The sequence below is a fragment of the Nocardia neocaledoniensis genome, from assembly GCF_029868625.1.
GTDB lineage: Bacteria > Actinomycetota > Actinomycetes > Mycobacteriales > Mycobacteriaceae > Nocardia > Nocardia neocaledoniensis_A.
In genome coordinates, this window is the sequence record NZ_JARWOJ010000399.1 from 51,097 (window position 1) to 65,456 (window position 14,360).

Below are 14,360 nucleotides of genomic sequence, written 5' to 3' on the forward strand. Positions count from 1 at the left end.
CCACCCGACCTGCCCCGCCCGGTGCGCCACCCCCGCCCGCCCCGAACGCCACTATCGGTTACGGTTACCTGTCGGCAGGGGGTATTGCCGTGTGCTTGTGGGCGACACACCGTCGGCCGAACCGAGGAGGGTGTACCGCAGTTTGAGTACCCACGTTCTCCGATGTGGTGACATGCCGGTCCCGATCGCGCTCAGTTCGGTGCCGACCACCCAGACCGAGCCGTCACCCGACACCGCCGTGATCGACGAACTGCTGCCGGTGCTGGCGGCCGACAGCCTGCCGCGCCTGATCGTGCTCGGCGCCGACGCCAGTCTCGCCGCCGTGCTCACCCACCTGATGCGCACCGAACGGTTGCACGTCGAGGTCGGGTTCGTCCCGGTGGAGACCACCTACGCCTCGCGGGTCTATCAGACCGCCACGGGCAACGCCGCCGCCAAGATCGCGCTCGAGGGCCGCGCCATCGAGACACCGCTGATCCGCGACGACACCGGCACCGTGCTGGTCGGCCGGGCCAGCATCACCGGCGTCGACGGCGCCAAGCTCGAGGGCGAGGCCTACGTCGACGACACCCTGCTGTTCAGCGGCATCGTGAACACCATGCTGATCTCGCCGACGATGACGATGCCCGGCGTCCGCGCGCGGGTGCGCAAAGGCTTCCGCAAGCGCACCTGGGTGTCCGGGCGCGCCTCGCAGCTCGGCACCCCCGGCGCGATCGTCACCAGGGACGGGATCACCACCGAACGCAAGGTGCCGCGCTCGACCTTCTACCGATTCGAACAACCCTGGCTGCTGGTGCGATGACCTACTCGTTCACCCCGGGCCGCCGGACCGGCCACAGTGCCGTGCGTCCCAGCCCGGTCTTCCTGCTCATCGTGCTGATCACCGTGGCCGGCGGCGCCCTGGCCTGGGACGCCGACCTCGATTCGGTGCGGGCCGAGGTCGGCGTGTTCGTGCTGGTGGTGTTCGGCTGGATCGTCAGCCTGTGCCTGCACGAGTTCGCGCACGCCTATGTCGCATGGCGCGCGGGTGACCACGAAGTGGAGATGCGGGGATATCTCACACTCAACCCGCTGAAATACAGCCACCCGGTGCTCTCGATCGGGCTGCCGCTGGTGTTCATCGCGCTCGGCGGCATCGGCCTGCCCGGCGGTGCGGTCTACCTGGACACCTCCCGCTTCGGCGCGTCGGTGCAGCGGCTGGTCAGCGCGGTCGGTCCGGCCTCGAACGGGCTGTGCGCGGTGATCCTGCTGGTGGTGATCCGGATGTTCGGGTCGGTGCAGGAGCACGGGGCGTTCTGGCTCGGACTCAGCTTCCTGGCGTTCCTGCAGATCACGGCGTTCCTGCTGAACATCCTGCCGGTGCCCGGCCTGGACGGGTACGGGATCATCGAGCCCTCGCTCAGCTACGAGACCCGGCGCGGACTCGATCAGATCAAGCCCTACGGGATGCTGATCCTGTTCGCCGTCATCTTCTTCACACCGTTGAGCCGGGTGTTCTTCGACGGTGTCTACGCATTGTTCGGGCTTTCCGGGGTACCTGATGTCTGGGCTGCGTACGGCAGCCAATTGACCCGGTTCTGGCGCTGACCTCGTCCGACTCGCATCGCGAGTAACCCGGGCGTGCACTAGCCTGAGCCGGGCATTCACGACCCCGGAACGGAAGCGCACATGGGCACACCCGACAGCTCGCCCCCTGTACTGTCCGTCGTCATCCCGGCGCTCGACGAAGCAGCGGGCATCACCGCCTGCCTCGAGCGCCTGGTCGGGCAGGACGCGATCGACGAGATCATCGTCGTCGACAACGGCAGCACCGACGGCACCAGAGACATCATCGCCGAACTGGCGAGCCGACATCCGAAGATCGAACTCATCGACGAGCCGGAGCCCGGCGTCGCGCACGCGCGCAACGCGGGCTTCGCCAAGGCGCGCGGCGACTACCTCGGCCGCATCGACGCCGACACCCTCGTCGCGTCCGACTGGGGCGCCACCGTGCGCGCCCACCTGGACGCGCACCCGGACACCATGGCGGTGACCGGCATCAGCACCTACCACGACTCCCCGATCGGGTTCTTCCTCGCGGCCGCCATCGGCGGGCAGCAGCGGCTGGGGTTGATCAAGCATCAGCCGGTCGGCAATGTGCACGGCGCCAATATGGCGATCCGCCGCTCCGCCTGGGAACAGGTGCTCCCGGCCACCACCACCCGGCGTGACCTGCACGAAGACCTCGACCTGGCGCTGTGCCTGACCAAGGCCAAGCTGCGGATCGACCAGTTGCCGCAACTGCGCGCCGAGATCTCCGCGCGCCGCCGGCAGACCCCGCCCGCCATCTGGTGGAAGTACCAGCTGCGCGGGCTGCAGACCATCGCCAACCAGGGGTACAACGTGGTGCCGTTCCACCGCGCGGTGATCACCGGTGCGTGGGTGATGCACACCTCGCAGTGGCCGATCTACCGGGCGTGGGACTTCGACCGCAAGCGATTCTCGCTGCGTCCAGGCAGGCCGAGGGTCTCCCCGGTCGGCGACTGAACGCTCAGTCCTCGGGCGTCACATACGGGTTGGGCACGGTGGGCGGGAGCAGGGCGATCGCCGAGATGCGCTGCATCCCGCACACCACCATCAGATCCACCACGATCGACCGGATCTGCGCGAACACCACGTGCGCCGAGAGGCCCGCGCCCGCGACCAGATCGGGGCTGGCCTTCTTCGCCACGCTGCGCAGCGCGCGGGCGGCCTCCGCCTGATCGGGCTGTTCACCCGGATCGGCGAGCATCATCCGGCGGACCACGTCGGTGGCGTTGCCGAGTTGGTCGACCAGGTCGATCAGGCGCGGATCGAGGACCTCGTCGTCACGGACCAGGGTGAGCGAACGGCGCAGCAGCACACGGGTATTGCGGACGGCGTTGTCGAGCGGATCGGCGGCCGACCTGATGCGTTCGAGGCGTTGACGCGAGTTCCAGTACAGCGGGGAGATCCGGCTGACCTCGCGCCCGCCCTCCAGCGCCGAACGCAGCGAGTCGATCTGCGCCTGCGTGGCGCGCACCGCCGTCAGCGCCTCGTGCACCTTGTCCGAGTTCTGTTCGAGCAGGCCGTCGGCGCAGGTGATCATGGATTTGCTCATCACCGACAGCACGTCGGCCGCGTGCTCGCGGGCCCTGCGCACCGGATGCAACGGGATCAGGCCGACCATCAGTACCCCGACCAGGCCGCCGACCAGCGCGTCGATCATGCGGCTCGGGCCCGCCGCCGAGGCTTGGCTCAGCGTCGACACCAGCACCGCCGACCCCGCCGCCTGGATCGAGATGATCGACCCGCCGTCGAGGAACACCGCCAACGCCATCGCGACCGCGACGACCAGCCCCACCTGCCACACACCGGTGCCGACCTGGGCGATGAACAGGTCACCGATGCCGATGCCGACCGCGACGCCGACCACCAGCTCCACCGAGCGGCGCAGCCGCGCGCCGAAGGAGATGCCGATCGAGACGATCGCGGCGGTGGGCGCGAAGAACGGATCGGGATGGCCGATCACGTTGTGCGCGATGAACCAGGCCAGTGCCGCGCCGAGCGAGCACTGGATGATCGGGATCGCCGACAGCCGCAAACGCACCGAGGACCGCTTGAAACGGTCGACGGTGCTGTCCCTGGCGGCCGTGACTACCGGGGTGGCCGCGGCGACGACGGAATGGGAATCGCTCACCTACGACTCGGATCCGGCCGGGTCAGTCCAGGCCGAGTTCGGTGGCGGCCCTCGGGTCGCAGTCCTCGAGCAGGTCGAGGCAGCGGGCGTATTCCTCGGTCTCGCCGATCACCTTCGCGGCCCTGGCCAGCGCGCCGACACTGCGCAGGAAACCCTGGTTGGGCTCGTGGTTCCACGGGACGGGGCCGAAACCCTTCCAGCCGTTGCGGCGCAGCAGGTCCAGGCCACGGTGGTAGCCGGTGCGCGCGAACGCGTACGCGGCGACGACATCGTGGTTCACCTCGCCGTCCGCGCGCTGCAGGGCGTTCTCGGCGAGCTGGGCCCACGCGATCGACGCGGCGGGATGCGCGGCGGCGACCTCGACCGGGTCCGTGCCGGCCGAGATGGCGTCCTCGGCGTCGATCAGTTCCGGAAGGAGGACCGGCTGCGGTCCGAGCAGGTCACCGAAGGAGGTCATGGATTCATTGTGCACCGCCCCGTGACGGCCCGTGCTCCGGCCCGCCACGGGGCGATCGGCGAACTCCCCCGCACGGCGCGCATTAGGCTGACGTTCGAGTGGAACGTTCAAGCCTGAGCGAGGGGTACAAGGTGTCCGACCCGACCGACGAGAACAATCCGGCAGCCGAGGCTGCCGATCCCGGCGCGCCCCAGCGGGGCGGCGCCGATTCGTCGAGCACCGACAAGACCGCGCCCGCCGGGGGCACACCGAAGTCGACCCCCGAAGCGGTTACCGAACCGGGCAGGGAGACCGTGTCGCAGGGGACCGCGGAAACGGTGGTCATCCGGCCCGGTTCGCCCGCCGGACGTCCCGGTTCGCCTGGTGGACAACAGTTCGGCCCCGCGCGCGGGGCAGGCGGCCCTTCCGGCCAGAGCGGCCCTTCCGTGCCGGGCGGCCGATCCGCCCAGGGCGGACCGCAGGACGGCCGTGGATCCGGTGACGCCGGTTACCCATCTTCTCGACAGCAGCCCGAGGGCGGGCCAGGTCGCGGACCGGGTCCGCAGCAGGGGCCCACGGGTGGGCCCGGGCGCACGCCTGGCGCATCGGGAGGCGGGGCAGGGCGCACGCCCGGTTTCCAGCAGGCGCCGGGCGGCGGGCCCGGTGCCCAGCAAGTCCCCGGCCCGCAGCCGGGTGCCGGCGGCCGGCAGGCTCCCGGTGGCGCCGGCCCGCAGCAGGGTCCCGGCGGTCAGCAGCCCCGCCGCGCCCAGCCGGTCAACCGCCGCAATTCCCCTGCCGGACAACAGCCTTCGGGACCCGGTGCACCCGGCACCGCACAAGGCGGCATACGCCCCGACGGCCCGCGAGGCAACGCCGGTCCGGGCAGTGCCCCCGGCCCCCAGCGCCCCGGCCCCGGCAACGCACCCGGCGGAACCGGAGGCCCCATCAACACGCCCAACCGTCCGCAGCCCGGTGGCCCCACGAATCCGCCCGGCCCGCAGCCCGGTGGCGCCGGACGTACCGGCACCGGCAACGCAACCGGCGGTACCGGAGGCTCGGCGAACGGACCCGGCCGTCCACCCGCGAACGCCCCCGGCCCACAGCCCGGCGGGGGCGGAAATACCGGCGCCGGCAACACAAACGACGGTGCTGGAGGCCCCGCGAATGCCCCCGCACCGCCCGGTGGCGCCTGGAATGCCGGCCAGGGCAACGCATCCGGTGTTCCGCGGCCCAACGATCCCGGTAACGCCGCTGGCGGTCCCGGGCGGCCCCAACCCAATGGACCCGGCAACCCCGCTGGCGGACCCGGGCGGCCCCAGCTCGACGGACCCGGCGACGCTCCTGGCGGTCCCGGTCGTCCCCGAGCCAGCGGCCCCGGAAGCACCTCCGGAGGAGGCGAACGGCCCGCACCTGGCGCGGCCGGCACAGGAAGTGCTGCCCAGGAACAGGATTCGGTGTCCGGGTCCCCATTGGCCGGGCTGTCGAAAGGCCTGCCGGGCGACCGCGGCACCGGGCGCGACGAGGCGGCCGATACCGTCCGCCACGTCGGCCAGGCCGCCGGCCAACGGGCCGACCTCGCCGGTCCGGATGCGCCGACCACCGCGATGCGCATTCCGGGCTCGAAATCATCCACCGCGCAAGGTGCTTCGGCCGACGACCACACTGTGAAGATCTCGGCCGCGCAGTCGAAGGCGGCGCAGGCCGACGTGCCTACCGCCGGTATGAGCCAGGTCGACCGCCCGTCGCCGGACCCCGGCTCGAAATCGGCCGCTGGAGCCGCAGCAGCCGCGGGCACCGCGGCGGCCGGAACGGCCGCGGCGGGAGTGGATCGCAGCGACCGGTCGGACAACGCGACGGCCGAGCCGAGCGCTGACACCGCTTCAGCCAAGGATCGTCCCGTTACCACCGGTCAGCCGGACCGCGCGGCGGACAAGTCGGAGGAAACGACCCACGCGTCCGACAGCGCGGATGGCCACACTGTCGGCGACGACGCGCCCACGGTGTCCAGAACTGTTGTCGGCCAAGGTGATTCGCGGTTCAGTGATGCCCAGGCGACCGAGAAGTTCCAGACCGCGGACGGCACCGGAAGTGCCTCGCGGCCGACGAAGAGCATCGGCGACCAAGCGAGTACCGCGGGACGCGGAGCCGGCGCGGATGCCGCGGGTCGCGGCAGCGAAGAAAATGGTGCCCGCCGCAGCGGCGACAGTGATTCACCGAACGACGACGACGCGCGGGCGAGCGGAGCAAGCGGTTCGATGCGGCGTCCCGGTGCGGCTGCCGCGGCAGCGGCCGGCGTGGGCGCGGCGGGAGCTGGGGTCGCGGCTGCAGGCCGCGGCGAGGATTCCGATGCCGGGGCGCGGGATGACGACGCTGCGCAGGCGAGCGGATCCGGCGATCCCGAGCCGCTGGCGGCGGACGCCGACTCCGAGGCACGGGCCGAGACCGGCGCAGCCGGAGCCGCCGACGCGGGTATGGCCCGAACCGGTAGTGCGGGCAACCCCGACGCCGGCAGTGCGGCCCGATCCGGTGGCGCGGGCAACCGCGGCGCCGACGGCGCCGCTTCGCTGGAGAAGGGCGAGGTGGCCGGGGCCGACGACAAGACCGTCGCCATGCGGGTGGTGAATCCGGCGGATGCGCCGACCACCGCGATGCCGATTCAGCGGGTGTCGGACCGGGTGGTGCCGCCGGCCGGTGGGCGCGCGGTGACGCCGCCGCCGAATACGCCGCGTGGCCCCGCCGGGCCGCGGCAAGCGGGGCACCAGCACGGTCCGCAGGGGCCGGGGGTCGAGGAGACGCAGCCGTCGCCGCCGCGTGGGCCGGGTGCGCCGAACAAACCCGCTTCGGCACCGTCGCCCGCCGACATCCAGCCGACGCGCCCCGCGCAGCAACTGGCCGACGGCAAGCGCCAGGGCCCCCCGCAAGACGGCGGCCCCCGCCAGCAGGGCGCACCCGCCCAGCAGGGCGCACCCGGGGGTCCACGCCCGGTCGCGCAACCGCAGCGGATCGAGGCGCCGCAGCCTGCCGAAGCCCAGGGTCCCGCCCGCTCGAAGAAGTGGCTTCTGGCCGCAGCGGGTGCGGCGGTGCTGGTGGTGGCGCTGATCGCGACCGTGGTGGCGCTGATGTCGGGCGACGGTTCGCCGGAGGGTCAGGTGCGTACCGCGATCGGCACCTACGCCGACGCGCTGCGCAGCGGTGACCTGGAGGGCCTGCGTTCGAGCACCTGCGGCGAGCTGCACGAGTTCTATCAGGGCATCACGGCCGAGCAGTTCAACGGCGTGCATCAGCTCTCGACGGAGCGCGGTTCCATCCCGGTGGTCGACAGCGTGAACGCGGTCCGCATCACCGGCGACACCGCGCTCGCCGAGGCCACGGTGTACACCTCGGCCGACCCGTCGAAGAAGACCGCGCGGACCTTCGACCTGCAGCTCACCGATGGCGACTGGAAGGTGTGTGACCCCACGGCGACCCCGTGAACCGGTCGTCGACCCGTCGTAGCGGGCATTCCTGCCTGCTATGACGGGTCACACATAACTGGTCATCCGCTTGGGTACTCCATTATCATTTTTCGGATCATGAGCAGGGAACAGACAGTGTCGCCGGGCACCGAAGCTGTGGTCCCGGATGCGACGCTGGCAGGCCAGCGCTTCGGATTCCGCGATCACTACGAGGTCGGCCGCGAGAAGATCAGGGAATTCGCCAGGGCCGTGCAGAATCTGCACCCCGCCCATCACCAGGAAGTCGACGCACGCAAGCTCGGCTACGACGGCATCATCGCGCCGCCGACCTTCGCCTCGGTGATCGGCATGAGCGCCACCAGGGCGCTGCTCGACAGCGTGCTCACCGAGTACGACCTCTCGCAGGTCCTGCAGACCGACCAGGTCTTCGAGATCTACCGCCCGATGCTGGCGGGCGACCGGATCAGCACCGAGATCGAGATCGAGTCGATCCGCCAGTTCGGCGACAACGACTTCGTCAACGTCGGCTTCCAGTTGATCAACCAGGACGGCGACACCGCCGTGCAGGGCACCACCACCATCGTGGCCCGCCGCGGCGTCGAGGTCGATCCGAACATCGTCGAGGCCGTCGAGAACATCAGCATGCAGCCGCGCCCCGCCGACACCGCCGGGCTCGACACCGACGACGTGCTGATCCGCCGCACCGGCCCGGCGCCCGAGGCCGCACCGCGCGAGTTCGCGCCCGTCAACACCACCCCCGAATTCGACTCGCTCGTCAAGGGCGGCGAACTCCCGCCGGGAGTTGCCAGGGTGACCCGCGGCGACCTCGCCAACTACGCGGGCGTCTCCGGCGACCCGAACCCGATCCACTTCAGCGACCGCGCCGCCGAACTGGCCGGCCTGCCGACGGTGGTGGCCCACGGCCTGCTCACCATGGGCCTGGCCGCGCAATACCTCACCGACTGGCTCGGCGATCCGACCGCGATCGAGAAGCTGGCCGTGCGGTTCTCCGGCTTCGTCCCGGTGCCGCCGACCGAGCCGGGCGTCATCGAGTTCTCGGGCAAGATCAAGTCGATCGATCCGGAGCGGCGCGCCGCCACCGTGCTGCTGAGCGGAGTTTCCGAGGGGCGCAAGCTCTTCGGCCGCGCGGTCGCCGAAATCCGCCTCACCTGAGGCGTTTCCGCCGGGGCGAACCGCCTAGCTCACCGCGATGAAGGTCAGCACGGTCGCCCCGATGCGGATCATGTCGCCGTCGGCCAGCAACGCGCCGGTGTCGATGGGGAGTTCGTTCACGTACACCCCATTGGCCGAATGCAGGTCCTTGATCAGCAGTCCGGCGCGGCTCGGCATGATGTGGGCGTGGTAGCGGCTGGCCTTCGGGTCGTCGAGCACCAGCTCGTTGTCGGTCATCCGGCCGATCCTGATGCCGCCGTGCGGAATCGGGATGGTGCGGCCGTCGGCGAAGCGTAGATTGCCGTTGCGGATCGAGCGCGGCACCTCGGTGACCGTCTCGGTCATGGCGGCGGCGAGCTGCTCGGATCGCTTGGCCTCCACCACATTCAGCGGCTCCTGACGCAGCACCCGCTGTTCCAGGTCGATCAACGCGGCACCGGGATCGATACCGAGTTCCTCGGCGAGCACGGTGCGCACCCGGCGGCACGCCTCCAGCGCGTCGGCCTGCCTGCCGGACAGGTACAGCGCGGTGATCAGCTGACCCCACAGCGGCTCGCGCAGCGGGTGCTCGTTGGTCATCGAGACCAGCTCACCGATCACCGAAGAGGCGCGCCCGCAGGCGATCTCGGCATCGACGCGGGCCGACACGGCGAGCAGCCGTTCCTCGTCCATCGCGGTGGCGAAGCCGTCGGCGAACTGCAGTCCGGCCAGGTCGGACAGCGCGCGGCCGGTCCACTCGCGCAGCGCGGCGCCGAAGAGGTTGGCCGCGCCGGGGTGGTCACCGGCCTCCAGGCAGCGGGTGCCCGCCTCCCGCGCGTTCTCGAACCGGCCGAGATCGCACGCGGTATCCGGGATCTCGAGCCGATAGCCCGCACCCTCGGTCCGCAGCACCTGCGCCGGATCGATACCGGCGTTGCGCAGCGCCTTGCGGATATTGGAGACGAACACCTGCAGGCTGGCGGCATAGGAATCCGGCGGATCCTCGTTCCACACCATCTCGGCGAGCACGGCGGAAGACACCGCGCGCCGTCGGTTGACGGTGAGCGCGGCGAGGAGGGCGCGCGGCTTGGGCCCGCCGACCGCCACCGGCTCACCGCCGACCAGCAGTCGAACGGGCCCGAGCACACGGACATCAAGACTCATGAGCTCGGGCCCCGTTTGATTGTTCGCGAAAACTGCCCGATCAGGAACCGCTGACGGACCGACCGGCCGACTTCAGGTCGTTGCACGCCTCGACGACGCGCGCGGCCATCGAGGCCTCGGCCTTCTTCAGGTAGCTGCGCGGGTCGTAGACCTTCTTGTTGCCGACCTCGCCGTCGATCTTCAGCACACCGTCGTAATTGCTGAACATGTGGCCGGCGACCGGGCGGGTGAAGGCGTACTGGGTGTCGGTGTCGACGTTCATCTTCACCACGCCGTACCGCAGCGAGTCCTCGATCTCGGACTTCAGCGAGCCCGAACCACCGTGGAAGACGAAGTCGAACGGCTGCGCGTCGGCGGCCAGGCCCAGCTTGGCGGCCGCGACCCGCTGGCCCTCGGCCAGCACCTCGGGCTTGAGCACCACGTTGCCCGGCTTGTACACGCCGTGCACGTTGCCGAAGGTGGCGGCGAGCAGGTACTTGCCGTTCTCGCCCGCGCCGAGCGCGTCGATGGTCTTCTCGAAGTCCTCGGGCGAGGTGTAGAGCTTGTCGTTGATCTCGGCCTCGACGCCGTCTTCCTCACCGCCGACGACGCCGATCTCGACCTCGAGGATGATGTTGGCGGCCTTGGCGAGCTTGAGCAGCTCCTTGCCGATCTCGAGGTTCTCGTCGATCGGGATGGCCGAGCCGTCCCACATGTGCGACTGGAACAGCGGGTTCCGGCCGTTGTTCACGCGCTCCTGAGAGATCGCGAGCAGCGGGCGCACGTAGGTGTCCAGCTTGTCCTTGGGGCAGTGGTCGGTGTGCAGCGCGATGGTGACGTCGTACTTGGCCGCCACCACGTGCGCGAACTCCGCCAGCGCCACCGCGCCGGTGACCATGTCCTTCACACCCAGGCCCGAGCCGAATTCCGCACCACCGGTCGAGAACTGGATGATGCCGTCGCTGCCCGCCTCCGCGAAGCCCTTGATGGCGGCGTTGATCGTCTCCGACGAGGTGCAGTTGATAGCCGGGAATGCGAACGAATGCGCCTTGGCCCGGCCGAGCATCTCGGCGTAGACCTCCGGAGTCGCGATAGGCACAGCAGTGACCTCCGTGTGTGGGGAGCGAAAAAACCAATTCTGTCAGGCCACACCCTAAGTTAGGAAGGGATGGCCGGGTTCACCGGCTTGTCCCATCGCCGATCACTACACAGCACTCGTGTCACAGATTCGACCGGTACTGTGGGGGCCGTGACTTTGCTGGCGGTTTCCGATGTGATGACGCACAACCTCGCGTTGACCCAGTTGCTGGACCCGATGTATCTACTCCAGGACACCTGGCTGAAGAACGCGGTTCTCCCGGCCATCCTGGTGATCGTCTTCATCGAAACCGGCCTGCTGTTCCCGTTGCTGCCCGGTGACTCGCTGCTGTTCACCGGTGGCATGCTGGCCGCCCAGGGCAGCCCGAACATCTGGGTGCTCGTGCCGCTGGTCACGCTCACCGCGTTCCTCGGCGACCAGTGCGCGTACTGGATCGGCCGCCGGATCGGCCCGGCCATCTTCCGTAAGGAGGACAGCCGCTTCTTCAAGAAGCAGTACGTCACCGAGACGCACGAGTTCTTCGAGAAGCACGGCCCGAAGACGATCATCCTGGCCAGGTTCGTGCCGATCGTGCGTACCTTCATGCCGGTGCTGGCCGGTGTGTCGAAGATGAGCTACCGCAAGTACGTGGCGTTCGACATCGTCGGCGCCGTGCTGTGGGGTGGCGGCATCACGATCCTGGGCTACTTCCTCGGCAACGTCTCGTTCATCCGCGACCACATCGAGGCCATCTTCCTGCTGATCGTGTTCGTCTCGATCCTGCCCGCGATCATCACCGTCGGGAAGAAGATCCTGAGCAGCCGCAAGACGACCACCGAGGCCGCGCCCGCCGCCGAGCTGGCCGCTTCGACGAACGAGACGCACTGATCCCTGTGACCGCGGTACCGTCGATTCACGCTCTGGGCAGCTTCGATCCGCTGATCTCGGCCGGGCCCGCCGTGGTCTGGACGGTGGTGCTGGTCTTCGTCTTCCTGGAGTGCGCGTTCATCATCGGGCTGTTCCTGCCCGGTGACTCCATGCTCATCACCGCGGGCATCGTGATGGCCTCGCACGCCAACGGCGAGGCCCACGTGTGGGCGTTGTCGCTGGGCACGATGCTCGCGGCGATCGCGGGCAATCAGGTCGGCTACGTCGTCGGCCAGCGCACCGGGCATCGCCTGGTCGCGCGCAAGAACGGCCGGTATATCAACACCAGGAATCTGGAGAAGGTCACGGCGCTACTGGAACGGCACGGGTTCTTCGCCGTGCTGGTGGCGCGCTGGATTCCGTGGGTGCGCACGCTGTGCCCGATGGTCGCGGGCGCGGCGGGCATGGACCATCGCCGCTACACGATCGCGAGCACCATCGGCGCGATCATCTGGGCGCCGGTGCTGTTGCTGATCGGCTACTACGCGGGCGAGTTCCTCGAGCAGGTGCCGTGGCTGATGCCCGCGGTGATCGGGATCATGATCGTCGGCCTGGTCATCGGGACGCTGCTCGGCCTGCGGCACTACCGGCAGGAGATGGCCAAGCCGGTGGAGGAATTCGACCTCGACCGCGAGCACGCCGACCTGGACAGCTGAGCTCAGAGCCCGGCCGCGGTGACCTGATACGCCGCTTCCATCAGCATCCAGCCCGACAGCTGCACGGACAGGTCGCGTTCGGGCACGGTCGACGCCGTCACCGAGCCGCCCGGCGTGAACTTGCCCGCGCCCGCCGTGCCGCCGGGTAACCTCGCCGGTTTGCTCCAGTCGTGGCCGAACAGCGGCTCGCCCTCGACCTCGAGGCGGTTGGCCCACGCGGCCGTGGCCGAGGCCTTGACGATGGCGGCCGCGATCCGCCGCGCGGCCTCCTCGTGCTTGCCCTCGCCGGGCAGCATGAGCGCGACCACCGCGAGATAGCGGGCCAGGATGCCGTTGAACAGGCCGCCGTCGCCACCGCCGCCACCGGTGATCACCAGCCGGGTGGTCATGTGTTCCTCGACCGCGTCCAACAGCGCGCAGACCCGCTCGGCATGGCGGTCGTCGTCCGTCTGCACGGCGAGTTCGGTCTCCAGTCCGAGGACGACACCCTGGCAGTAGCTGAACACCGGGCGTTCGATCTCGCCGGAGGGCAGGTGGATGCCGTCGAGGATCAGGCCGGACTCGGGGTCGCGCAGGGTGGCGTCGAGCCAGTCGGCCATCTGCTGGGCGCGCTCGACCCGGCCGAGCCGCAGCAGCGCGATGCCCGCGGGGCCGTTGGCGGGCGCGTTGAAGAAGTCGGAGCGGATCCGCCACGGGATGCCGCCGCCGGTCTCCGGGTCCCAGGCGCCGTAGAGCTGCTGCTCGAGCGCGGCCAGGCCGCCGCGGGCCGAGGTGAGGTCCTGGGTGCGTTCGGCGCGTTCCAGCGCGATCGCCAACCAGGCCATGTCGTCGTAGTAGCGGTTGGTCCAGCCGGTGATGTTGCGGACGCGGATGCCGCGCGCGATCGCGGCGATCCGGCGCCGCCTGGCCGGCGTCGGCACCCGGTTGGCGGCGTCGACCGCGATGTCGAGCAGGTGCGCCTGCCACCAGTAGTGCCACCCGACGAAGGTGCGTTCACGCCGCGTCGCCGGCCAGCCGACGACACCCAATTCCGTTCCGGGGCAACCCCACAGCGTGCGCAGGTGCCGCGAGACGATCGCGGACTCGGCCATGTCGGCACGCTCGGACCACAACGCCGGTGTCGGCACGGTTCCGGCGCGATCGGAGGGCTGCGGGCGCCGGCCGCTGCGCGAGGTCATAGCACCATGGTGCCAGTTTTCCGCCGGTTTTCGCGCCCAAATTGTTACCTACCAGGCTTTCGACAGGTCAGCGTGTTGCCGGATCCAGGCGTGCATCGCGATTCCGGCCGCGACGCCGGCGTTGATGCTGCGCGTCGAACCGAATTGGGCGATCGAAACCGTCAGGGCGGCGGCTTCTTTCGCGTCCGCGCTGACGCCGGGGCCCTCCTGGCCGAACAGCAGCAGGCAGTCGCGCGGCAGCTGGGCCGTCTCCAGCGGCACCGCGCCGGGCACATTGTCGACCGCGACGATCGTCAGCCCCGTCTGGGCGGCGTAGGCGCGCAGTTCGGCGAGGTCGCCGTGGTGCATCAGGTGCTGGTAGCGGTCGGTGACCATGGCCCCGCGCCCGGTGCCGCGCCGGGGCCCGACCCTGTGCACCCCCCCCCCCGCGCCCCTCCGCCGCCGGTGGGGCTATGTGGCGCCGGGGGGCGGCCCAGTCGGGCACCGAATCGGGTTCGGCCTCGGCGTGTTTGAGGAGGTCGAGCATGCCGCTCGTCGTCGCGCTGATCTTGCGTTCGGTGGCGAAGCGCTCGCCGACCAGAAGCGTTCGCCGAAGGTCCGCCGGTTCTCGCCCAGCGCCGCGGCGACCAGTCCCCACG

The 14,360-nt window shown here is 70.2% G+C and carries 12 protein-coding genes and 1 pseudogene; 7 read left to right on the forward strand and 6 right to left on the reverse strand.

Features of this window, described 5'->3' with window-relative positions:
• The first annotated feature begins 172 nt into the window (after positions 1–172).
• The 3 genes from QH270_RS31660 to QH270_RS31670 all read left to right on the forward strand — a co-directional run bounded on the left by QH270_RS31660 (position 173) and on the right by QH270_RS31670 (position 2,526).
• Complete coding sequence (locus QH270_RS31660; protein ID WP_280348144.1) at positions 173–802, forward strand: hypothetical protein; 630 nt, start codon at positions 173–175, stop codon at positions 800–802.
• Entirely contained in the window at positions 799–1,587 is a 789-nt protein-coding gene (locus QH270_RS31665) for a site-2 protease family protein (protein WP_280348146.1), read from the forward strand. Before QH270_RS31660 ends, QH270_RS31665 begins: the two co-directional genes overlap by 4 nt.
• An 81-nt stretch (positions 1,588–1,668) precedes the next feature.
• A complete protein-coding gene (locus QH270_RS31670; protein ID WP_280348147.1) occupies positions 1,669–2,526 on the forward strand; it encodes a glycosyltransferase in 858 nt (285 codons plus the stop codon).
• A gap of 4 nt (positions 2,527–2,530) precedes the next feature.
• On the opposite strand, the gene QH270_RS31675 is transcribed toward QH270_RS31670, so the two are convergent.
• Positions 2,531–3,697, reverse strand: a complete 1,167-nt coding sequence (locus QH270_RS31675) for an FUSC family protein (protein WP_280348149.1) — start codon at positions 3,695–3,697, stop codon at positions 2,531–2,533.
• Positions 3,698–3,719: 22 nt separating this feature from the next.
• Positions 3,720–4,154 (reverse strand): DUF3151 domain-containing protein, encoded by a 435-nt coding sequence (locus QH270_RS31680; RefSeq protein WP_280348151.1) that lies wholly within the window; start codon positions 4,152–4,154, stop codon positions 3,720–3,722.
• Positions 4,155–5,587: 1,433 nt separating this feature from the next.
• On the opposite strand from QH270_RS31680, the gene QH270_RS31685 reads away from it, so the two are divergent.
• Complete coding sequence (locus QH270_RS31685; RefSeq protein ID WP_280348152.1) at positions 5,588–7,606, forward strand: Rv0361 family membrane protein; 2,019 nt, start codon at positions 5,588–5,590, stop codon at positions 7,604–7,606.
• A 99-nt stretch (positions 7,607–7,705) separates the two neighbouring features.
• A complete protein-coding gene (locus tag QH270_RS31690; protein ID WP_280348154.1) occupies positions 7,706–8,761 on the forward strand; it encodes a fused (3R)-hydroxyacyl-ACP dehydratase subunits HadA/HadB in 1,056 nt (351 codons plus the stop codon).
• Between the two features lie 24 nt (positions 8,762–8,785).
• Here the strand turns inward: QH270_RS31690 and QH270_RS31695 are convergent, their stop codons facing one another.
• Positions 8,786–9,904 (reverse strand): BTAD domain-containing putative transcriptional regulator, encoded by a 1,119-nt coding sequence (locus QH270_RS31695; protein WP_110037614.1) that lies wholly within the window; start codon positions 9,902–9,904, stop codon positions 8,786–8,788.
• Between the two features lie 40 nt (positions 9,905–9,944).
• Positions 9,945–10,982 carry a class II fructose-bisphosphate aldolase gene (fbaA, locus tag QH270_RS31700; RefSeq protein WP_280348158.1) on the reverse strand — a complete coding sequence of 346 codons (1,038 nt, stop codon included), beginning with the start codon at positions 10,980–10,982 and terminating at the stop codon, positions 9,945–9,947.
• A gap of 177 nt (positions 10,983–11,159) precedes the next feature.
• On the opposite strand from fbaA, the gene QH270_RS31705 reads away from it, so the two are divergent.
• Both QH270_RS31705 and QH270_RS31710 read left to right on the forward strand, forming a co-directional pair.
• Complete coding sequence (locus QH270_RS31705; protein WP_432420461.1) at positions 11,160–11,849, forward strand: DedA family protein; 690 nt, start codon at positions 11,160–11,162, stop codon at positions 11,847–11,849.
• Between the two features lie 5 nt (positions 11,850–11,854).
• Positions 11,855–12,544 carry a DedA family protein gene (locus QH270_RS31710; protein WP_280348159.1) on the forward strand — a complete coding sequence of 230 codons (690 nt, stop codon included), beginning with the start codon at positions 11,855–11,857 and terminating at the stop codon, positions 12,542–12,544.
• 2 nt (positions 12,545–12,546) lie between these two features.
• Here the strand turns inward: QH270_RS31710 and QH270_RS31715 are convergent, their stop codons facing one another.
• Both QH270_RS31715 and QH270_RS31720 read right to left on the reverse strand, forming a co-directional pair.
• On the reverse strand, positions 12,547–13,635 hold the full coding sequence (locus QH270_RS31715) for a glycoside hydrolase family 76 protein (protein WP_280348167.1): 1,089 nt from the start codon (positions 13,633–13,635) through the stop codon (positions 12,547–12,549).
• A gap of 135 nt (positions 13,636–13,770) precedes the next feature.
• Positions 13,771–14,151 (reverse strand): annotated as a pseudogene (locus QH270_RS31720) (TrmH family RNA methyltransferase); the annotation flags it as partial.
• Positions 14,152–14,360 lie beyond the last annotated feature (209 nt).